We start from the raw sequence: 21,036 nt of genomic DNA, 5'->3' as shown, positions 1-21,036 counted from the left end.
TGCCCGCGTGAGTAACAATTCTGGTTATCGGGATTCGTGGATGTGAATTACTTCGATACGGATAATAAATTTTCCTGGGCTTTGATCATCCCCTCCTTCAGTGTTTCAACCTGTTTGAACAAACGGGCGTTGGTAACGATCATCACAACGCCGTCCGGATAGCCGGCAGCCTGAATCTGTTCGCGTGAAAAGCGCATCAGCCGCTCCCCCGCCTGCACGTGCATCTTCGGCTGGACTTCCACCTGAAAGCCTTCGCCGTTGAGATTGACGGTGTCCAGACCGACGTGCAGCATCAGCTCGACGCCCTCATCGCTCATCAACCCGATCGCGTGCTTCGTCGCCGCCACCATGACAACCTCGCCCGCAAACGGCGCGGTCAGTTCGTCTTCACCCGGCTGGATAACGCAGCCCGGTCCCAGCAGCGCTTCTGAAAACACGCCGTCGTTCAGGCTGGCCAGCGGTTTCACTTCGCCGGAAACCGGCGCTTTGACGATCAAGCGGGCCGCCGTCCGCCGGCCCTGTTTAAATAATCCCATCGTTCTACTCCTTTCCTTCTTTGAGAATTTCTTCCGGATATTCCGGCTCAATTTTGCTTGCGAACCATTGACGCAGCGGTTCAATTTCCTGAGCGCTCATCCACCGCTGCGGGCGGCCTGCCAGACGGTAAAAGCAGGGAAAGACAATCTCTACAACCGCAAACGGCCGGTTTTGCCGCTGCAGCATCAACGCCTTACGTAAGCTTTGCGTCAGCCGTCCTATCGCTTCGGGCGAGCGCACGCTGCCGCGGGCCAGATAGGAAGCGTAACCTAAGTCGCGCAGCTGTTCAAGCATCCGCGATCCGCCGCCGATAAGCTGTCCCGCTTCATCGCGCTCAAACCAGTTTAAGGTATTGATGATTGTAACCGACTCGTCTCGCAGCGCGTTGAAGCGTTGTTGGTTCAGGGCGGTGGACGGCGCTTTGCTGCTGGAACAAATCAAAATGACCAGCTTTTCCGGATGCGCCCGTTTATAGGCCAGACCGTCCTGATAAAACTGTTCGTCCGCGTAATCGTGCAGTTCGCAATTCAGATTGACATCGGCGGCTTTCTTCTTAAAGATCACCACCTGCTCGCGCACACCCAACTGTTCGATCGCGTCAGCCAACGCTTTTGTCAGCGAACCAAGATAACAACCCGCATGCGGCGGGATTGCCTGCTTGTCAATCAGAGTATTGCTGACAGGCTGATTGTTTTCAAGAAAATCAATCGCTCCCGCCGTACACATCAGCTCGCATCGCCGGCAAGCGATGCAGCGCTGAGGATCGACATTTTCAACGAAGCACACGCCGCGGCGGTTATGCTGGGCCGACAGGCGAAGCAAATCCAGCGGACAGGCCGTCAGGCAGTTCCCGCAGCCGGTACACTGATCCTTATTTAAACGTTGTTCCATCAGAACTCTCCTCCATTTTCAAATTTTTAAGCAGATTGTGGATGTGCAGCGCCAGATATCCCTTTTCTTCCTCGCCCACCGGCATGTGAAACTCGTTTAAGATAATCCCGGCAATCAGTTCCGTACACGCTTCTAAGCGTGGATATTTCTGCACAAGCAGCGGGTACAGCGTACTCTGCGAAGCTTCCAATAACTGTCCGTCATGCAGGCGGGCAGCCAGAAAGCTCAGATGTGTCAGAAACCGGGAATAATAGACCGACAGATGATCCAGCTTCACGCCGTATTCCCGCTCGATTTCCTGAATCACGCGCTCCTGAAACAAAAGTCTGACCTTCGCGTCGCTGCGGAAATGCTGTCCCTGGGCATTGATATAATGCAGCACAATGTAGCCGGCTTCATCTTCCCCCAGTGTCGTCCGGGTTTCTTTCTCGATCAGATCCAGTCCCTCTTTCGCAATCAGAAATTCCCGCGGATACATCGTCTTGACTTCCTCAAGAATATCCAGCGGCACCTGGAAGCCCTCCTGCTTGTTCCGCACGGCATTGTGAATATGATCGGAGAGACTGATATTCATCATCACATTGACCTTGCAATGCAGCCGGGATTCAAATAAAGCGATGATTTTCGTGGCCATGTCGATATACACCGGGTCGATATCCTCAACCAGATTCATCAGGAAATTCTTTTCCTTCGTATCCGAAGGTTCAAAAACCTTGATGATTTTTGAATTGTCGATGCTATCCCCACGCTTCTTTCCAAATCCAACAGCCTTGCCGAACACAATGATTTCCCGGCCGCCGGCATCCGTGGAAAACACCACGTTGTTATTGATCAGTTTTGTTATCACATAGTGATCCTGCATAAGAAAACAGCCCCTTTCGTTTCTGACATAGAAAAAGATCAGTAACAGATGCAAAAAACGCATCAGATACTGATCTTGCCTGTTCCCAGTAACAATTCTGGATATCTGTGTCTCTACTATAAAATCTTCAAAATAATTTGTCAATCTTTTTCTAAAAAAATCCATTTTCCCTACACAGGTATAAATTAAGCGTCTTTTTATCCTTAATTCCTCATCGCGTCTGTTAATCTTGAACCCGTTCTCACTTTGATCGCGGATCGTCAATTTCCTTCCATCAGCGCTGCCATAAAACCGCATCGTCGCTTCCCACGTATTAAATCAATCATCTCTTGCCTATCCGAACCTCCCAACCCTATTTCTGAATCAACCATTCTCTTTGTCTTGTGTCAGCACGCTTTCATCAACATAATCTTTCACCGCATTCTCCAGCCGCTCGCTGCTGTCAAAGTAGAAATAAACATCTTCTTGCCGCCCGTATTTTTCCAATTTGCTGAGGCGCTGACGAATGGAAGAAGGAACCGGAAAGTCAATGACGAGCTGATCATTCGATTCCTTCTGACCTTTTCAGCCCCTTCGTTATGATCACCTTTCCTTATTCTCCACGATTCTGGAATTTCCAGAAAGCTGAACGCATCCCGCTCTGCTAAGCCCAGCTGATCAACAGGATCAATCCCAGCAGAATTCCATCCGCCACCGCCACGCCCAGCGTATTTTTGCCGAAGCGATAGATTTCACCACGCTCAATCAGCCGGTGCAGTTTATCCTGCTCAATCATCATCCAGACGACATTCAACAGGATATAGGGCAGAAAAAGAAGGACCTGAAATGCAGCTTTGGGGGAATTATGACCCACCCAGCCCAACATGCCGGAAAGAATCAGAATCATCACTCCCGCCATCAGTGTCGCGGCGAAGAAAATTGAAATGCGATTCCCGCTGCGGATCTTGTCGGGATAATCCGGATCCCGATAAATCCGGTCCTTATATTTCACATTAACGAGGAGAATGGACAGGACAAAGCCTGCCAGGTACATCACAAACAAGACCATCGACAGAGATTCAGAAAGCTGCCCTTCCAACAAACAGCTCAGAATTGAAAAGCTCAGCGTATCGGTCAGAATCATCGTTGCCATCGCCGCCGTCATGTCCGCCATCACATCCAGATCATACGGCGCATGCGGATCATAACCAGACAACAGCGAGAAATCGCGGCTGCGGATGCAATAGGTAAACGCCGCATAGATCGACAGCGCGATCAGCACGAAGACAAACCGAAAGCCATACCGGCTCAGCGCTTCCTTCATCGTGGACGTCGTGGCGCACAACCAGAGCAACGATCCCAAATGAGTCGCCAGAATTGCCAAAAAGAGTCGGGTTAACGGCCGTGTATCGACTTCCCTGCGTTTAAGATGGATATCGGTTAACAGCTCGTTCATATCGACGCCGAACACCTGTCCGATCTTCTTCAGCGCGGCGACATCTGGTTCCGTCTTATCCCGCTCCCAATTCGAGATTGCCTGACGGGTCACGCCCATGACGTCCGCGAACGCCTGCTGCGTCATGTTTTTCTCCTGCCGCAGCCCGGCGATTTTTTCACCCAGTGTTTTCATGCTCTTCACCTCAACCCGATTGTAAGGGACACCCTGCGGATTTGTCACGCAACGTTTTCTTGCCTGACGCTTAAACCGCAGTAAACCGATTATTTTAAGCCTTCCTGCCGGATCACCGGCGCGCAGCGCGGGCTTAAAAGATTCTAATGCTGCGTTCATTGAATTTTCCTCATTCCTGATTTTAAGTTTACCTGAAAATTCCGCAGCCGTCAAAAATCTGCGAAATGAATTCGTGTCCGCATCAAGAGGTTGGGTTTCAGAACGAAAAAAGCAGCGATTTCGCAAAAAGGAAAGCATTCGAAAAAGCAGGATGAAAATTGAATCAAAAAGTCATGAACCGCGTCTTGTTTTTTGATTATTGAACCGATATAATTCTCATAGTTAATGTTTACTTTGAGCTTCAAAGCCTGATGCCTCACCGCTTCCTGACACACTTTCAAATTTAAGGAGGACCGGGATGAAAACCTTTTCGCAGCCCCACACTGAAGACCTGTCATTCAGTCAACAGAATATCTGGAATCTGGAACAAGCGCTGCCGCACACGCCAATCAATCACATCAGTACCACTTTGTTTATCGACGAAGGCTTTGACGCCGAAGCTTTGCAGCGAACGCTGAATGCCATCGTCGAACATGATGAAACGCTGCGAACACGGCTGACGTTGATCGAAGGCCGGCCGCGCCAGTATTTTGTTCCGTTTGTTTCCCAATCCTTTCCCGTGCTGGATTTCTCAGCGGTAAGCGAAGCGGAATTCGCCGTTTGGCAAAAGGCAATGACACAGACGCCGATGCCATATCTGGATCAGCCTTTGATCCATTTTTATGGTTTTCAGACCGGGGAAACGTGCGGCGGCGTGCTGATTCTGGCGCATCATCTGATTTCCGACGGCTGGGCGCAGGTGCTGCTGCACAACCGCATCGCCGCGCTGTATTGCCGCGCATGCCGCGGTGAGAGTCTCAAGGAAGCTGAGCTGACGCCGTATCGGGAACACCTGCGTCAGGAACAAGCCTACCTGCGCAGTCCCCGCTACGAGCGCGACCAGCAATTCTGGCAGCGGGAAACCGCGGCATGGGAAGCGCCAAAACCATTGCGGACCGCGCCGGTCTATCCCCCAAGTCCAATATCAAAGCGGTTCAGCCGCCCGCTTTCAGAAAGCCTCAGCCGGCGGCTTCAAGCCTTCTGCAGCGAGCGTCAGATCTCTCCGTTTATCATGATTCTGTTGGGACTGACCGTTTATCTCAGCCGGGTTCACGCCCAGAAAGCGCCGGTGATCGGCGTACCGGTAATCAATCGTTCCCAATCCAAAGAAAAAAATGCCGGCGGGATGTTCGTCAGCACGCTGCCCTTTCGCTGCGAAACAGATCCCGCGCAGACAGCGGATCAGTGCTGCCAGACGCTCAACGATCAATGGTACCGCCTGTTAAAGCATCAGAAATATCCGTTTACCGAAATCATGAAACTGGCCCGCGCTCAGCAGCCGGAACTGGAAGCCTTGTTTTCGATCGCGCTTTCCTATGAAGACACACGCTTAACCCCACCTTCGGACACCACTGTCCATTTCAGCGGTGCCTGGCATTTCAGCGGCTGGCAGATGGAGGAATTATGCCTGCACGTCAGCCATCGCGAAACCGCCGCCCTGCAGATCGACTACGATTATCAGGTCCAGAGCTTCAGCGAAGCCCGGATCGCGCAGCTGCATCAAAGCCTGACCGTGATCCTCCAGGACGTGCTGACTCATCCGGATACGCCGTTGAGCCAACTGCGCGTGCTGGAAGAAGCCGGAGAAGACCGCGTTCTGTATGCTTTCAATCCACAAGCTGCAGCCGTCTGCTCTTCAACGCTGACCGCCCGCTGGCGTCAGATCGCAGAAAATCAGGGACAGACGATCGCGATTGTCGATCAGGACCGCAATCTGACCTTTGCCCAGCTCAATGCTCAGGCGGAAGCTTTAGCCGCGCAGATTTTAACTTTACCGCAGGAAAAACCGCTGCGGATCGCGCTGCTTCTGCCGCGGGGCGAAGCTCTGATCACCGGCATGCTTGCGGCGATGCTCAGCCACGCCGTGTGGATCAACCTTGATCCTGTCCAACCCGCAAACCGCTTGAAAACGCTGCTTGCACAAACGGGCGCAGACTTGATCATCAGTTCCTGCGCGCTGCGCGAACAGCTGGACCCGCAGCGGCGCTGGGCCTGGAAAACGATCGAAGATGATCAGTTTCATCCGGCCGCGCTTGCGGACGCCCCGCGTCCCTTCACGCCGCCGGAGACAGCGTATATCGTCACCACCTCGGGCACGACCGGAACCCCCAAGGGCGTCCTGGTCGGTTCCGCCAGTTTATGCAACTTTATCGACGCGATGGCCGGCGTCTATCCGCAAAATCCGGTGCTTTCGTTATGCAGCCCGGCGTTCGACGCGTTCCTGATCGAATCGATTTGCGCGTTATTGAATGGACGAAGCGTGGTTTTCGCTGATGCGGAAGCGGCGGAGAACCCGGCCCAGCTGGCCGATTACATCGGCCGCCATCACATCGGCATGCTTTCCCTGACGCCTTCGCGCTTGCAGGCATATCTCAGACATCCGGCATTTTGTCAGGCGGTCTCCCGGCTGGACTGTCTGGTCTGCGGTGGGGAAGCTTATCCTTCCGTCCTGCTGCGTCAGCTCAAGCGCTGGACATCGGCGCGGCTTTATAATCAATATGGTCCCAGCGAGGCGACGATCGGCGTCTGCATGAAAGAGCTGTCGCACGCCCGCCGGATTACCGCCGGCCAGCCCCTGCCCGGCTGCCGCCTGCTCGTGCTCGATCCCACAGGCCAGCCGTTGCCTTGCGAGAGTATTGGCGAACTGTGGATCAGCGGTCCCTGCCTGGCGCTGGGCTATGATCAGGATCGCGCCAAAACCGACGAAAGCTTCCAGCCGCTGACTTGTTTACAGGGAGAACGTGCCTATCGCACGGGCGATCTGGCTTATTGGACGCAGGATGGCGAGATCGTGATCGCCGGCCGTCAGGATCAGCAGCTCAAGGTGCGCGGGTACCGGATTGAAGCGCAGGAAATCACCGCTCAGCTGCGCCGGCTGCCGCACATTCAAAACGCCGCGGTCGTGCTTCAGAATGACCGCCGCACCCTGGCAGCCTACATCGTCAGCGATCAGCCGGTCGATCCGGCCGGTCTCAGGCGCGCCTTAATGGAACAGCTGCCCGCGCCGGTCGTCCCGTCCGTTTATCTTGCGGTCGACGAACTGCCGCTCACCGCTAACGGCAAACTGGATCCTAGCCGGCTGCCGCCGCTGCCCCAGTCCCCTCAGCCCCTCAGATCCGCCGCCACTTCCGCGGCTCAGCGCTGGCTGCTCGATCAGCTGCGTACGCTTCTAAAACGGCCGGACATGCAGCTGGACAGCGATTATTTCGCTTACGGCGGGGATTCGTTGATCGCGATGGAATTGTTAAGTTTAATCGAAGAAAAATTTCAGATCCGTTTAAAAACGGCGGATCTTTACCACCTGCGCACCGCCGCGGCGATCGGCGAAGTGCTGGACGGCGGGCAGTCTGCCCCGCAGCCAAAGCCGCAAGCGGCTCCAAAACAAAAAACCTATCCGCTGAGCTTTCAACAGAAAGCGATTCTGGCGGATCTGCTTGCCGACCCGGAAAACGACGCATACCACATGCCGGGCTTGTTCACGCTGCCCGACACACTCGATATCGACCGCTTACGTCAAGCGTTAGTCCAACTGGTGCAGGAAGAAGAACTGCTGCGCACCGGCTTTGTCCTGGATGATGGAGAAATCCGAATGCAGGTTCACGACAAGGTCGCCTTCAACGTCGAGATCATCGAAGCAGGACCGGATTGGGATCCGGCAACATTAATCCGGCCGATGGATCTGGCCAGACCGCCGCTGTTTTCCGCCGCCTTCATTCATCGTAAAGAAGGCTGGGCGCTGGGACTGGACATGCATCATCTGATCAGCGACGGGCTGACGACGCCGTTACTGCTTTCGCATCTCGATCAGCTCTATCAGGGACGTGTCTGCAGCTCGCCGGCGCTCACCTACAAAGACGCGGCCTGGGCGATGCAGGATGGCCCTGCGGAAGCTGATCTTGCGTATTGGAAAAAGACGCTGACACCGCTGCCAAAACCGCTGCTTCTGCCGCAGGACCGGCGGGAACAGCCGCATCAGGGAGGCAGTCAGCTCATCTATGATCTGAGTCTGGAAGGCTCGGAAAAGATCCGCACGTTCTGCGCTGCGAAGCAGCTGACGCCGGCCGCCCTGTTTGCCTGTGCGGCGCTGATTCAGCTGGCCCGCTGGAACCAGAGCGACCGGGTCGTTGTCGGAATGCCGGTCAGCGGCCGGACGCAGGCGGCGACGCAGGCGATGCCGGGGTTATTCATGCATACGCTGCCGTTGGCGCTTCAGCTTGACCCTCAGATGCGGATCAGCGCGCTGCTGGCGCGCGTGCAGAATCAGCTGGCGGCAATTCAGGATCATCAGGCGGTCAGTCTGGAAGATTTAATCCGGATGTTCAATCTGCCCCGCCAGGTGGGCGGCAACGCCGTCTTCGGCCTGTTGTTTTCGCTGCGGCCGATCGCGGCGGATCAACTGCGCTTAGCCGGGCAGCCACTGGGCTATCAGCCAGTGGCGACCGGGTTAAGCAAGCTGCCGTTAACCGAGGAAGTTTATTGGGAAGCCGGCCGCTGGCATTTCTGCTTTGAATTTGAGAACCAGCGCTACCGCGAAGAAACGATCCGCTTCTACCAGCGCAGTCTGGAACACATCGTCATGACTTTAACGAAGGAGGATCCGGTCTGGACTGTATTGGACGTGCTTGCGCCGCTGGATCGCTACCGCTGCCTGGACGCGCCCAACGCTCTGCGCGTGCCATATTGCGGACTGCCGCTGGACGTGCAGATTCGCCAGCGCGCCCGGCTGCATCCAGACCAGCCGGCCCTGCGCTTTCATCAAAAGACGACGACCTTTGCCGAGCTGATCGAACAGGCGGATCGTCTGGCCGGCGCACTGATGCAGAACGCTTCGGCCAAGCCGGCTGGAATTCTGTGTGAGCGGGGCGAGGGACTGTTTGTCGCAATGCTCGCACTGATGCATTGCGGCCGGGCATATGTTCCGCTGGATCCAGACTTCCCTTCAGCCCGGATCGCAACGATGCTGGATCAGGCCGGCGCCGATCTGATCGTTGGAACTCCGGCTTTATTAAAGAAATTGAATCTATCGCTTCCAACCTGTTCCGTGCTCGCTCAGGGTTCGGTGCCGTTTGAGGCGCCGGCCCGTCCGCTGGACGCCGTGCATTATTGCCTGTTTACCTCCGGCTCCACCGGTCTGCCCAAAGGAACGCAGATCACTTATCGCAACACCGCGGCATTTCTGGAATCAATGCGGCCGCTGATCGGTGGATGCCGGCGGGCTCTATGCGCGACCAATTCGGTTTTCGATGTCTTCCTGACGGAAAGTCTGATCGCTCTGGCGTTGGATATGACGGTAGTGATCGCCGATGAATCCCAGCTGCGCCTGCCGTGGGAGCTGGCCGCCTTAATCCAGAATGAGGGCTGTGATTTCGTGCAGTTTACGCCGACGCGAATGCAGATGAACATGGCCGACGCCGCATTCCGGGAAGCGTTGGCTTCGGTCAAAACAATCATCCATGTCGGGGAAGCGCTGCCTGCGCCGTTAGTGCGCCAGACCGCCTCCTGCACCTCAGCCCGGATCCTCAACTGTTATGGTCCGACGGAAACGACGGTGTATGCCACGTGGGATGAAGTTTCCAAAACCCCGGTCACCATCGGTATGCCGCTGGCCAATTACGAAACCTATGTCTTAAACAAAGCCCGTCAGCGCTGTCTGCCGATGCAGAGCGGCGAGCTGGTGATCGGCGGCGCCGGAGTCGGATTGGGCTATATCAACGCCCCCACTAAAAACACGGCGTTCGTTCAGGCTCCGCAGCAGCCTCAGCGGCGGTTTTACTTCACCGGCGATTTAGTCCGCGTCAATCCGCAAGGCAAGCTGGAATATCTTGGCCGGCGCGACAGTCAGATCAAGCTGAACGGCCACCGCATTGAGCTGCAGGAAATTGAGCAGCAGCTTTTGCGTCTTGCGGGCATCCGCGAATGCGCCGTGATCCCGCGGATTCAGGATCACGAGGTGCTCTCGCTGCACGCGTTTGTCTCGGGCAGCGAAGAAACGGACTGGCGGCCGGCGTTACAATCCATGCTGCCGGACTTCATGATCCCCTCCTCGCTGACGTGGCTGGATCATCTGCCGCTCACCGCCTCCGGCAAAACTGACCGGCGGGCGCTGGCGGCGTTGATTGAAACTGCCGCTGCCGACCGTCCTTGTACTTTCGAAGGAATTCAGCCCGAAATTGAAATGCCGCCGGTTGTGGAAGAAGCCGGCCCCGCCGATCTGGCGGCGATGTGGCGGAAGGTCTTGAAGCGTTCCGAACTGGACGAAAATCTGTCATTTTTCGATCAGGGCGGCACTTCGCTGGGCGCTTTGACGTTACTGACAGAATATTACAATCTCGGCCTGCATTTGACACTGGAAGAGTTCTACGCCCATCCGACGTTAGCTGAACAGCGTCAGAAAATACAGCCGGAATGGCAAGTCCAAAAGCCGGTCTCCCCCCGGTTAGACAAGTTCCCGCTGCAATCCGATGCACCGGTCAACTGGCGTAGCCCGCTGATCAGCGGCGGTTCCGGTTTCTTCGGCCTGCATCTGATCGACGTGCTGCTGACACAGAACCTGTCGTGTTCGATCGTTGTCCTGTCGCGTTCAGATAAAGCCACGCTGCTGGAAAAAGCGCAGGCGTTATTCGGCCCGGAATGGGTCGGCCGTTATCAGAACAAACTTGTCTGCCTGCATGGCGATCTGACCCGCTCTGATCTGGGATTGTCCGCCGCAGAGCGATCACGGCTGCAAGCCTCGCTGACGTGCGTCGTGCACAGCGCCGCCGAGGTCAGTCACTATGGCCGCCGCGATGCCTTTCTGGCCGCCAACGTCGAGAGCACCCGCAACATGCTTGCCCTCGCCCGGCAAATCAACGTCCCGCTGGTGCATGTCTCCACGCTCAGCGTCAGCGGGTCGTATCTGCCCGCCGATCCGCAGAAACCGGCAAGCTTTTGCGAAACCGATCTCGACATCGGGCAGAACTGGAACGAAAATCTGTACGTTGAAAGCAAATTTCTGGCCGAACAGGCCGTTCGTCAGGCAATCGCTGCCGGCCAGCCGGCGCGGATCCTGCGCTTAGGCCGGCTGTGCGGGCGGCATCGGGACGGTCAGTTCCAGCGCCATCCGCAAACCAACGCCTTCTGGCGGCTGTGTCAGGCCATCCTGCAGGTCGGCTGTCTGAATCCGGCGCTGGCACAGACCGCGGCGGAGGTCACAGCGGTTGACGAATGCGCCCTGGCGGCCGTCGCCGGCCTGCGTTCCCGCCTGACCGTTTTGCATCTGATGAATCCTCATTTGCTATCATTTAAGGAAATTTTCCCGCAGCTGCCCATCGTCGGCGACGAACAATTCGCCGCTGCGCTGCAGCGGGAAGCCGGTTCAGGCAGCGATGTGATCGGCAGTCTGATCGAACAGCTTAATCAGCTGGAAAAGCAGCCCGTTCAAATCCAGCCCGACGCCGCTGTGACGCTGCAGGCGCTGGAAGCGGAAGGCTACCGCTGGCCGCTTCCGCGTCCCGACCGCGAGCTGGCCCAGCTTTGTCAGAAACGAGGTGAATCCCGATGATAACCAACGGCGCCCTGATTACCTTCTACATCTCCATCATCGGTCTGGTGCTGATCGTCTCGCGCAACCTGCGCACCAACCGCAGCCACCTGATCAATAAAATCTATGTCGCGTTCTCGATGATTCTGATCGAATGGATGACCGCTCTGATCGGCATGCGCTTCACCGCGCCCGGCGATGAAATCATGCTTTACATCTGGGACGCATTGTCCAATTTCGGCACAAGCATGGCGCCGGTGCTGCTGCTTTTGATCGCGCTGGTCTTCACCCATCATTACGACAGTCTGCCGAAGAAAGTCCGCGGCCTGTTTATCGTCCCGGTGCTCACTAACATCATGATCTGGACCAATCCGCTGCATCATCTGCATTACAAGCATTTCAGCGTGATCGCCAGCGAGGTCGTGTTCGGCCCCTACATGTATATCAGCGGCGGCTACAGCTACCTGTGCATGATCGCCGCGATCTGCATCATCCTGCACTTTGCCTTTAAAAGCAACAACCGTCTGTATATGCAGCAGGCCGTCATGTTCTCCTTAGGTACGTTGATTCCGTTAGTCGTCAGTATGCTCGCAACGCTCAAAATTCTGAACCTGTCGATCGCTGCGACACCGATCAGCTTTGTGTTCACGGTCATCTTCCACGGCATCGCGATTGAGAAGCTGAATTTCCTCAACATCACGCCGATTGCGACGCAGCACATCCTCGACTGGATTTCCGACTGTTATCTGATCCTCAGCGAGACCGGGCTGGTGCTCAACTACAACCAGCCGTTCGCCCAGATCATCGGCAGCCGCTGCGGGATTGAGATCAACAAGCCGCTGATCAACATCCACCGCGATCACGATCCCAGCGCGATGACGGCCGTCTACAATCTGATCAGCTCCGTCGAATCGTCGCGCGAAAGCCGCAGTTCGATCGCCTATGAACAGTCGATCGTCGCCGACGGTCATCTGCATTACTACATGGTCGAGGTCACGCCGTTAATCATGAATAAGGTGATCGTCGGATTCAGCGTTATTTACAAGGACGTCACCAAGCTGAAGGAAAGCATGCAGAAATTACAGAATTCACAGAAGCGGATGATGGAACGGGAACGGCTGGCTTCGTTAGGTCAGATGGTCGGCGGCATTGCGCACAACTTGAAAACGCCGATCATGTCGATTGCCGGAGCGCTCAACGCGATGGACGATCTGGTCGACGAATGTCAGCGCAGCTTCGGCGATCCGGAGGTCACCCCGGCCGATTACAAGGAGATCGCTCAGGAAATGACGGACTGGATTCACCGCTGCAAGGATTCGTGTTCGTACATGTCCGACATCATCACGGCCGTCAAAGGCCAGGCCGCCAGTATGAACGCCTCCGATAAGGTCACCTTCACGCCCGAGGAACTGCTGCGGCGGACGACGCTGCTCATGCGCCATGAGCTGACCGTCCACAACTGCCAGCTCATCGCAGAAAACTGCGTGCCGCCTGCGGTTGTGCTGCATGGGGATATCAACAACCTCGTTCAGATCGTCAACAACTTCATCGCCAACGCGATCGACGCCCAGCTGCCCCAATCCGACCACACCATTCGCTTAAAGATCTGGCAGGAAGACGACCAGCTCTCGCTCTCGGTCAGCGATCACGGCAGCGGCATTTCCGATTCCGTGCGCCGTCATTTATTAAAGGAAATGATCACATCCAAGGGCACCGCCGGAGCCGGTTTGGGATTGTATATGTCCAAAGCGCTGATCCAGGGAAAGTTTGACGGTGAACTGTGGTTTAACGATAACCCGGGCGGCGGCGCGGTGTTCGGGTTCACGATTCCGCTCAACAGCGAAGTCCTGCAGGAAGAAAACCTGCCAAAATCTGAAGAAAGGAGTCCCTTTTGATGCGTAAAAATCGCAAAGGTCAGATCCATAACGAGTTCCGCCTGCTGGTGTTGGACGACGATGAAATGATCACGCTGGCGCTGCGCTCTTATTTTGAGGGCTGCGGCTACACCGTCGACATTGAAAGCAATCCGCGGCGGGCTATCGAAAAAATCCGTCTGGATCACTACGACATCCTGCTGCTGGACTTTCTGATGAATCCAATCTGCGGCGACAAGGTCGTCGAGGAGATCCGCAAGTTCAACACCGATCTGTTTATCATCCTGCTAACCGGCCACAAGGATCTGGCGCCGCCGGTCAAGACGATCCGTGAGCTGGACATCCAGGGCTACTATGAAAAAAGCGATAAATTCGATCAGCTGGAACTGCTGGTTGAATCGTGCGTCAAGTCGATCCGCCAGATGCAGACAATCCGCCGCTACCGCGACGGACTTAACGAAATTCTCGGCAACGTCACGACGTTGTATCAGGATCAGAATCCGCAGCAGCTGATCGCGGCGATCGTGGAACAGGTGCGTTCTCTGTGTCATGAAGACGACGTCTTCGTGATGCTCAACCCGCAGAACATCCCCTCCTTCAGCGAAAAAGTGTCGCTGGTTTCCTCGCTGTTATTAAGCGGCAGCGGCGATTATGAGCTGGACGCGGGACAGTTTATGCGGCTGTACTATCCGAATTTTCTCGACGCGATCCAGCGGATAAAAAGCTCCCGTCAGCCGGATCTGTGCGAACAGCGCCTGGCCCTGCCGCTGCATGATGAAAGCGGGCATTTTCTCGGCATGATCGGAATTCATTTCAGGCAGGCCCCGGCCGAAACACTGATTCAGTTATTGACGCTCTACAGCCGTCAGGCGGGTTCGGCGATCGCGCGGATGGTTCTGCATACGGTCTTGCAAAGCCGCAACCATCAGCTGAAAGAAACGAACAAGCAGCTCAAAGACAGCTATATGGAAACGATTACGGCGGTCCGGCTGATGGTCGAAGCGAAAGATATTTACACCCGCGGCCATTCCGATCGGGTCAGCTATTACACGACGTTATTGGCTAAAAAACGAATTCAGGATCCGCAGCGGCTGGAGCTGATCCGCCTGGCCGGCCTGTTTCACGACGTCGGCAAGATCGGCGTACCGGATTCCATTCTGACCAAGCTGGGACCGTTAAGCGAGGAAGAATTTGCGCAGATCCGCCGCCACAGCGAGCTGGGCTGTCAGATTCTTTCCACGATGAGCTTCTTTCAGGATATCGCCGGCATCATCCGCGGTCATCACGAACGCTGGGACGGCAAGGGTTATCCCGATGGTCTGGCTGGTACCCAGATTCCGCTGGAATCGCGGATGATCGCCGTGGCCGACGCATTCGACGCGATGACCTCGTTTAGGGCCTACCGCCAGTCGCTCTCGCTCGATCAGGCGCGGGCCGAACTGATCCGCAACAAGGGCACGCAGTTTGATCCGCAACTGGTCGACGAGTTCCTGGAGCTCTTAAATGATTACGACAAGATCCATGCGCAGTTGGAATGGACATTCCACGAACTTTAGGAAAGGGACCTCACAATGAAAAATTATGCCTATTACCCGGCCGACGACTACGCTACCTTCCGCCAGTTCATCGACGGCACAAGCCGCCGTTTTGCCGAAAAAGAAGCGCTGGTCAGTTACGCCGCGAAGGGGGAACGCCGCAGTCTGACCTTCATCCAGCTGAAGCAAAACGTTCAGGCGTTAAGCGAAGCCTTCCGGCTGGCGCTGCCTGAAGGCAACGTCGGAATCATCAGCGAAAACAGTATCGAATGGCTGCTTGTTTACTTCGCGCTGATCATCAGCGGCCGCACCGCCGTGTGCATTGACATCGAACAATCCGACGACGTGCTGCGAAGCATGGTCATGCAGGCGGACTGCACAGCCTGTTTCCTTTCCCCGGCCTTCCAGCCTGTCGGCAGCCTGTTATGCCAGGAAAATCCGACGCTGAAGCAGTTGATCTTGATGGAAGGCGAAGGTGAATTCACGCTGAAGACGCTGCTGGAGCAGGGGCAGGCCCTCGTCAAACGCCGTCAGGGCGTCTGGTCGTTTCCCGATCATTCGCAAAATTTTACCGCTTCGATCGTTTACACCTCCGGTACGACCAGCACCTCCAAGCCGGTGATGTTGTCGGAGGTTGGCATTCTTACCAATGCCGCTGACTCGATGCGCCTGGTCGGGGTCGGTGCGACGGTCTTCACCTCGCTGCCCTTCTATCACACCTATGGCCTGACCTGTTCCGTCATCAACATGCTTCTGCATGGCAGCACGGTCGGGGTCAACGGCTCATTAAAAACGATGATGCGCGATTTGAAAGCCTTCGCGCCGGAAACAATGATGGCCGTGCCGCTGATCGTCGAGACCCTTCATCAGAATATCTGGCGCACGCTGCGCAAACAAGGCAAAGAAGAAGCCCTGCGCAAATATATGAAGCTGTTTCAGTTCTGCCGCAAATTCGGGATCACGCTGCACCCCGCGTTTCTGCAGCCGATCCGCGACGCTTTCGGCGGACATTTGTCGCTGATCATCTGCGGCGGCGCGCACCTGTCGGCCTCAATCGGCGAGGAAATGGAGGCCTTCGGCTTTCAGATCATCCAGGGCTATGGGATCACGGAATGTTCCCCATTACTGGCGGTCAACCGCAATAAGGACCGCCGCGTCGACACTGTCGGTCATGTTTTGCCCAGCTACAAGCTGAAGCTTAAGGACGGCGAAATTCTCGTTCAGGGCGTGTCCCTGATGCAGGGGTATTATAAAAATGAAGAACTGACGGCCGCAGCGTTTGACGAGGGCTGGTTTATGACCGGCGATCTGGGCAGTCTGGATAAAAACGGACATCTGACGATTACCGGCCGCAAGAAAAATCTGATCGTGTTTAAGAATGGTAAGAAAGTCTCCCCGGAAGAGATTGAAGGTTATGTCAGTTCGCTGCCGCTGATCAAGGAGGTCATGGCCTTCGGGCTGAACTCCTCCGCCCATGCCGACGACGTGCGGCTGGCTTTGATGGTCTATCCGGATCCCGAGCTGACCGCCGGAATGTCGCCGTATGAAATATTAGAACAGCTGCAGGCGCAGATCGATCAGGTCAACGAAACGCTGCCGGCATACAAACAAATCCAGATGATTAAGCTGCGCGATTCTGAATTTGAGAAAACGGCGACCAAAAAAATCAAACGCAGCACCGTTTTAGAAAAGAGGTAACGGCCGACTATGCTTGAAAAAATTATCGCGATCATCATCGCTGAAACGGGTCAGCCGGGCGTCAGCGTACAAACCGATCTGGTCCGCGATCTCCAGCTGAATTCCTTCGATATCGTTAATATTGTCGCAGCGCTGGAAGAAACGTTTGACGTTGAGATCAATGTCCGCAGCATCCGCAAAATCCGCAATGTAAAAGATATTCTGGCTACCTTGACCGAACTGGGCGCGCATGAATGAGCCGCTGCGGGGACTGTGGCGCTTCAGCGCTGATTTCAGCGGAAGCGACAGCGCGCAGCGGCTGAATCAGGCACTGTCCTGGCTGGCAGATCAGCACCTGCTGCCTTTTGTCCCGGTACAAAAGGTTGTTTCCGCCCGGGGCAAGCCAGCCTTCGCCGATCTGCCGGGGCTGCATTTCAGCATCTCCCATTGCCGGCAGGAGTGGATCTGCCTGATCGCCGGCGCGCCGGTGGGCATCGACATCGAACAGCCCCATCCCTGCCGTCAGGAAGCGATTACCCGCCGGTTCTTTCACCCCCGGGAACAGGCCTGGCTAACCCAGTATCCGGAAGCCTTTTTTTCACTGTGGACGGCGAAGGAAAGCGTCGTCAAATGGTCGGGAAAAGGCATCGGGGAAGATTTTTCCCGCTTCAGCGTCATTGATGAAGCAGGCCAGCTGCACGATACCCCAAACTACCGATTGATCCCCTTTGTCACAAAAAAAGGAACGCCCGGCACGATGTGCCTGAGCGCTTCCCTGAGGGATACGGTTCATGATTATTTTTTAGACTGAAGTTCGCTAAGCCGGACGAAACGCGTGCCGGTGCGGTGCGCGAATTGTTCGTCATGGGTGACGACCAGAATCCCCAAACCATCCTGTTTCGCCAGCGACTGAATGATGTTGGACACTTCCAGCGCCGATTGTTCGTCCAGCGCGCTGGTCGGTTCATCAAAGCACAGGATTTCCGGCGCCAGCATGCAGGCCCGCGCGATCGCGGCCCGCTGCTTCTGCCCGCCGGAAAGTGAATTGGGATAGGCGTCCGCCTTCTCCGCCAAATTCAGCTGTTGTAAAAGCCTGCGGGCTTTTTTTTCAGCTTCCGCCCGATTCATCCGTTTCTGATGAACCGGCGCCTTGATCAGATTTTGCATGACGGTCCAATGCGGAAACAGATTCCAGTTCTGAAATACCAGTCCGATCTTCTGCCGGTATTCCATGGGCGACTGCCAGCGGCCATCCTGACACAGCACCGTGCCGGAAAGTGAAATCGTGCCCTTTTCCGGCAGCTCCAGCCCGCACAGACAGCGCAGCAGCGTGGTTTTTCCAGCGCCGGAGGGTCCCATCAGACACACGATCTCACCCGGATCCACGCGCAATGACACATTTTCAAAGACCGGCGTCCTGCCGAAGGTCTTGGCGCAATTTTCTGCGATGCAGCTCATGACTTGCCCTCCTAATAATAACTGATGCGTTTCTCAATCCGTCCCAAAAGCCAGCTGAACCCGCCGCACATCGCCAGATAGAGAATCCCGACGACGACAAACGGCAGTGCGGTCGCATACGTGTTGACGGCGGAACGGCCGGCTTTCAGCAGCTCTGAAGCCCCCAAAACGTAGATCAACGACGTGTCCTTGACCAAATTCAGGACTTCGTTGCCAATCGAAGGCATCGCCGTGCGCAGCGCCTGCGGCAGCTGAATCCGAAAGTAGATATAGCGGCGGGAGAATCCGAGCATCTTCCCGGCTTCCGCCTGTCCAGGATCGACTGCGCTTAACGCGCCGCGCAGAATCTCGATAAAATAAGCGGTATAATTCAAGGTGAAAGCGATAAAAATCGACAGTTCCCGGCTCAGCGTCAGGCCGAGATACGGCATGCCGAAGAAGATGAACATCAGCTGCAATAACAGCGGCGTCCCCCGCATCAGCGTGATGTAGCCGCGAAACAGCGGCTTTAAGGCGCGGCCGGAAAACTGCTGGAGCGCCTGAAGCAGACAAGCCAGCGGCAGCGACAGGATCAGCGTTATAAAGAATACCTGCAGCGTGACCCCGGCGCCAGCCAGTAATGACGGCAGAATCTGACGGATCATGCTTATTCCCCGAACCACTTGGCGTTCAGCGCCGCCGTTGTGCCGTCTTCATTGCAGGCCTTCATCGCTTCGTTGATCTTCTCCAGCAACGTCGTATCCTGCTTGCGCATTCCGACTGCGTATTGTTCCGTTCCAAAATTCTCGTCCAGCACCTTGTATTTTTCCTGACCTCTTTGCTTCATCACATACCGCGCCAGCACTTCGTCGACGACGATCGCCTGCGAACGGCCGGCTTCCAGATCCATAAAGCAGTCGATGTTCGTATCGAATTCCTCCGGCGCGCCGTTTTTTAACGCAGACGTGAACGCAGCATCGGCGCTGACCGCTTCCAAGGCGCTCGATTCCTTCTGCACCGCGATCGTTTTCCCTGCCAGATCCGCTTTGGAATTGACCTCGGAATCCGCCAGCGTGATGATCAGCTGGCGGTTTTCCAGATAAGGCTCGGAGAACGCCACCTGCTGCTTCCGCGTGTCCGTAATTGAATAACCATTCCAGATTAAGTCGATGTTGCCGGCATTCAATTCGGATTCCTTCATCGACCAGTCGATCGTCTGAAATTCAAAGGCAATTCCCAGCTTTTCTGAAACGGCCTTGGCCATCTCGATATCATAACCGGCCAGCTCGTTGTTTTCATCGCGGAAGCCCATCGGTGCAAACGTATCGTCAATCCCGACGACCAGCTTCCCCCTGTCTTCGATTGCGCTCCAGCTGTCCCCCTGCGGCTTGGCGGCGCTCTGACATCCCGTCATCGCCACCAGCGCCAATCCGATCAAACCCATTCCCAATTTTCCGATTTTCATTTTCATTTCTCCTTTTTTCTTTTTTGATATAGCATGAAATGAAATTGAATCCCGAACAGGATGCGTTTCAGCCCGCGCCGCTAAAACAAAAACCCTCCCGTCCTGCAGCTAAGGACGAGAGGGTCGTTTTTCCCTTCGTGGTTCCACCTTAATTTACCAGATTCCTCGCGGAGTCCAGCCTCTTCGAGTACAAAACTTCTATACTCTAGTACGATAACGGGTACAGGTTCCGATCCAGCCTACTTGATTCCTCGTTCGGTGAATTGCTCCAAGATGTGTTCAACCTGCTTCTCATATTCCCTTGCACCAACCGGGAACTCTCTGGATAAGCAGTTCAGGTTTACTTTTTCTTTTCATCGCTGTTATATCAATGACTGTATGATAAATCTGAAGCGGAAACTTGTCAAGCAGGAAATGAAATTTTTCTGAAAATGAATGACAATCTTTCACCGCGGCATACCGGCATGACTGGCCTGAATTGAAGTTTCCAGCAGTTTCAACATTTCGTAATGTGTTTCTGCCTCCCCGGGCTTAGAGGTGTGCGGACAATGCCAGACATGCATGCCGTTAAGTCCCTGCTGCATCAGCCACACGGCCATTGTGATTCCGGTTGGAAGCAGCTTCGCCCCCAAAATAGCGAGCCGCGTCAGCGTTCCATAAACGGAGCGGCGTCTGCCTTTCTGACTGTCAGAAATTGCCGCCCGGGCGACCGGGGCCGGATCCGTGATCGGAAACATCCGCACAACGTCGGGTCTGGCCGTGGTTTGCGCCTTATTGAGCAGCGGGGTTCTCATCCAGCAGGGACAGACCGAGGTCACCGTGATCCCCCGCGGCTTCAGCTCGACGGCTAACGCCAGTGAAAACCGGTCGATAAACGCCTTGCTTGCCGCATAGACACTGAAATACGGCAGCGGCTGAAAGGCGGCTTGGGAAGCCGTGTTGACAATCCGGCTGCCCGGGGGCATATAGGGCAGGCAGTTCCATGTCATTTCCACGACCGCGCGGCAGTTGAGATCGACGATCCGCGCCGCTTCCAACGCTTCCAGCTTTTCAAACGGACCGAACTTGCCGATCCCCGCGTTGTTGATCAGCCAGCGGATCTCTGGTTTTTCCAGACTTAAACGACGATGAAAATCCACCAAAGCGTCCAGCTGCATCAGATCAATTTCGACCGGAACGATCCGGGCGCCGAAATCCTGAACCAGCCGCTGCAGCCGGGCCGGTGTTTTGGCCAGCGCCCAGATTTCATCCACATTTGATTCTTCCAGGATCAGCCGCGTATATTCCCGACCCAAACCGCTGTCTGCACCGGTGATCACCGCAATTTTTTTCATAACACCCCTCTTTTCCGATTCATTATTCTTCCTCTTTAGTATGGCTGCTTCTTCCCGTTTACCCGGAAAGTCCGCTGCCTTTTTTAACCTTTATGCCG

14 protein-coding genes and 1 other annotated feature are annotated in these 21,036 nt (G+C 55.4%); of the genes, 6 read left to right on the top strand and 8 right to left on the bottom strand.

All coding sequences use genetic code 11. The features are described from left to right. Positions 1-47 precede the first annotated feature (47 nt). From I2G61_RS01055 to I2G61_RS01040, 4 genes are all read right to left on the bottom strand, one after another. Positions 48-536, bottom strand: coding sequence for a PTS glucose transporter subunit IIA (locus I2G61_RS01055; protein ID WP_072684100.1), 489 nt, complete (start codon positions 534-536; stop codon positions 48-50). A 4-nt stretch (positions 537-540) separates the two neighbouring features. Beyond that, complete coding sequence (locus tag I2G61_RS01050) at positions 541-1,428, bottom strand: ferredoxin family protein (RefSeq protein WP_072684099.1); 888 nt, start codon at positions 1,426-1,428, stop codon at positions 541-543. Then, the gene (locus tag I2G61_RS01045) at positions 1,409-2,290 is read right to left on the bottom strand and encodes a PRD domain-containing protein (protein ID WP_195547753.1); all 882 of its coding nucleotides are present in this window, start codon (positions 2,288-2,290) and stop codon (positions 1,409-1,411) included. Before I2G61_RS01045 ends, I2G61_RS01050 begins: the two co-directional genes overlap by 20 nt. A gap of 643 nt (positions 2,291-2,933) precedes the next feature. Then, positions 2,934-4,058 (bottom strand): helix-turn-helix domain-containing protein, encoded by a 1,125-nt coding sequence (locus tag I2G61_RS01040; RefSeq protein ID WP_195547752.1) that lies wholly within the window; start codon positions 4,056-4,058, stop codon positions 2,934-2,936. A 298-nt stretch (positions 4,059-4,356) separates the two neighbouring features. Here I2G61_RS01040 and I2G61_RS01035 point away from each other — a divergent pair, with 298 nt between their 5' ends. The 6 genes from I2G61_RS01035 to I2G61_RS01010 are packed head-to-tail and all read left to right on the top strand — an operon-like array spanning position 4,357 to position 17,513. Next, on the top strand, positions 4,357-11,637 hold the full coding sequence (locus I2G61_RS01035) for a non-ribosomal peptide synthetase (protein ID WP_195547751.1): 7,281 nt from the start codon (positions 4,357-4,359) through the stop codon (positions 11,635-11,637). Continuing rightward, on the top strand, positions 11,634-13,511 hold the full coding sequence (locus I2G61_RS01030; protein ID WP_072684094.1) for a histidine kinase N-terminal 7TM domain-containing protein: 1,878 nt from the start codon (positions 11,634-11,636) through the stop codon (positions 13,509-13,511). Before I2G61_RS01035 ends, I2G61_RS01030 begins: the two co-directional genes overlap by 4 nt. Beyond that, positions 13,511-15,046, top strand: coding sequence for an HD domain-containing response regulator (locus tag I2G61_RS01025; RefSeq protein ID WP_072684093.1), 1,536 nt, complete (start codon positions 13,511-13,513; stop codon positions 15,044-15,046). The genes I2G61_RS01030 and I2G61_RS01025 overlap by 1 nt, the downstream gene beginning before the upstream one ends. A 15-nt stretch (positions 15,047-15,061) precedes the next feature. After that, positions 15,062-16,723 (top strand): AMP-binding protein, encoded by a 1,662-nt coding sequence (locus tag I2G61_RS01020; protein WP_195547750.1) that lies wholly within the window; start codon positions 15,062-15,064, stop codon positions 16,721-16,723. Between the two features lie 9 nt (positions 16,724-16,732). Further along, on the top strand, positions 16,733-16,960 hold the full coding sequence (locus I2G61_RS01015) for an acyl carrier protein (RefSeq protein ID WP_072684091.1): 228 nt from the start codon (positions 16,733-16,735) through the stop codon (positions 16,958-16,960). Continuing rightward, on the top strand, positions 16,953-17,513 hold the full coding sequence (locus I2G61_RS01010; RefSeq protein ID WP_072684090.1) for a 4'-phosphopantetheinyl transferase superfamily protein: 561 nt from the start codon (positions 16,953-16,955) through the stop codon (positions 17,511-17,513). Before I2G61_RS01015 ends, I2G61_RS01010 begins: the two co-directional genes overlap by 8 nt. On the opposite strand, the gene I2G61_RS01005 is transcribed toward I2G61_RS01010, so the two are convergent. The 4 genes from I2G61_RS01005 to I2G61_RS00990 all read right to left on the bottom strand — a co-directional run bounded on the left by I2G61_RS01005 (position 17,498) and on the right by I2G61_RS00990 (position 20,938). Continuing rightward, on the bottom strand, positions 17,498-18,160 hold the full coding sequence (locus I2G61_RS01005) for an amino acid ABC transporter ATP-binding protein (protein WP_195396727.1): 663 nt from the start codon (positions 18,158-18,160) through the stop codon (positions 17,498-17,500). The genes I2G61_RS01010 and I2G61_RS01005 overlap by 16 nt on opposite strands. Positions 18,161-18,171: 11 nt before the next feature. Further along, positions 18,172-18,804 carry an amino acid ABC transporter permease gene (locus I2G61_RS01000; RefSeq protein ID WP_072684088.1) on the bottom strand — a complete coding sequence of 211 codons (633 nt, stop codon included), beginning with the start codon at positions 18,802-18,804 and terminating at the stop codon, positions 18,172-18,174. Between the two features lie 2 nt (positions 18,805-18,806). Continuing rightward, a complete protein-coding gene (locus tag I2G61_RS00995) occupies positions 18,807-19,604 on the bottom strand; it encodes an amino acid ABC transporter substrate-binding protein (protein WP_195396729.1) in 798 nt (265 codons plus the stop codon). 107 nt (positions 19,605-19,711) lie between these two features. Next, positions 19,712-19,970: a binding site (T-box leader), on the bottom strand. Positions 19,971-20,050: 80 nt separating this feature from the next. Beyond that, positions 20,051-20,938, bottom strand: coding sequence for an SDR family oxidoreductase (locus I2G61_RS00990; RefSeq protein WP_195396731.1), 888 nt, complete (start codon positions 20,936-20,938; stop codon positions 20,051-20,053). Between the last annotated feature and the right edge of the window lie 98 nt (positions 20,939-21,036).

Origin of the sequence: Holdemania sp. 1001095H_141210_F2 (genome assembly GCF_015558105.1) — a bacterium.
In the GTDB taxonomy this organism is placed as follows: Bacteria; Bacillota_I; Bacilli_A; order Erysipelotrichales; family Erysipelotrichaceae; genus Holdemania.
The sequence above is the reverse complement of the archived record's forward strand: the minus strand, read 5'-3'. Positions and strand labels throughout refer to the sequence as shown.

Bases quoted from the DNA above. Each gene is read 5' to 3' on its own strand.
- I2G61_RS01035 (WP_195547751.1), top strand. From the start codon at position 4,357: ATGAAAACCTTTTCGCAGCCCCACACTGAAGACCTGTCATTCAGTCAA.
- I2G61_RS01030 (WP_072684094.1), top strand. From the start codon at position 11,634: ATGATAACCAACGGCGCCCTGATTACCTTCTACATCTCCATCATCGGT.
- I2G61_RS00990 (WP_195396731.1), bottom strand. From the start codon at position 20,938: ATGAAAAAAATTGCGGTGATCACCGGTGCAGACAGCGGTTTGGGTCGG.
- I2G61_RS00995 (WP_195396729.1), bottom strand. From the start codon at position 19,604: ATGAAAATCGGAAAATTGGGAATGGGTTTGATCGGATTGGCGCTGGTG.
- I2G61_RS01005 (WP_195396727.1), bottom strand. From the start codon at position 18,160: ATGAGCTGCATCGCAGAAAATTGCGCCAAGACCTTCGGCAGGACGCCG.
- I2G61_RS01025 (WP_072684093.1), top strand. From the start codon at position 13,511: ATGCGTAAAAATCGCAAAGGTCAGATCCATAACGAGTTCCGCCTGCTG.
- I2G61_RS01040 (WP_195547752.1), bottom strand. From the start codon at position 4,058: ATGAACGCAGCATTAGAATCTTTTAAGCCCGCGCTGCGCGCCGGTGAT.
- I2G61_RS01020 (WP_195547750.1), top strand. From the start codon at position 15,062: ATGAAAAATTATGCCTATTACCCGGCCGACGACTACGCTACCTTCCGC.
- I2G61_RS01055 (WP_072684100.1), bottom strand. From the start codon at position 536: ATGGGATTATTTAAACAGGGCCGGCGGACGGCGGCCCGCTTGATCGTC.
- I2G61_RS01000 (WP_072684088.1), bottom strand. From the start codon at position 18,804: ATGATCCGTCAGATTCTGCCGTCATTACTGGCTGGCGCCGGGGTCACG.
- I2G61_RS01045 (WP_195547753.1), bottom strand. From the start codon at position 2,290: ATGCAGGATCACTATGTGATAACAAAACTGATCAATAACAACGTGGTG.
- I2G61_RS01050 (WP_072684099.1), bottom strand. From the start codon at position 1,428: ATGGAACAACGTTTAAATAAGGATCAGTGTACCGGCTGCGGGAACTGC.
- I2G61_RS01010 (WP_072684090.1), top strand. From the start codon at position 16,953: ATGAATGAGCCGCTGCGGGGACTGTGGCGCTTCAGCGCTGATTTCAGC.
- I2G61_RS01015 (WP_072684091.1), top strand. From the start codon at position 16,733: ATGCTTGAAAAAATTATCGCGATCATCATCGCTGAAACGGGTCAGCCG.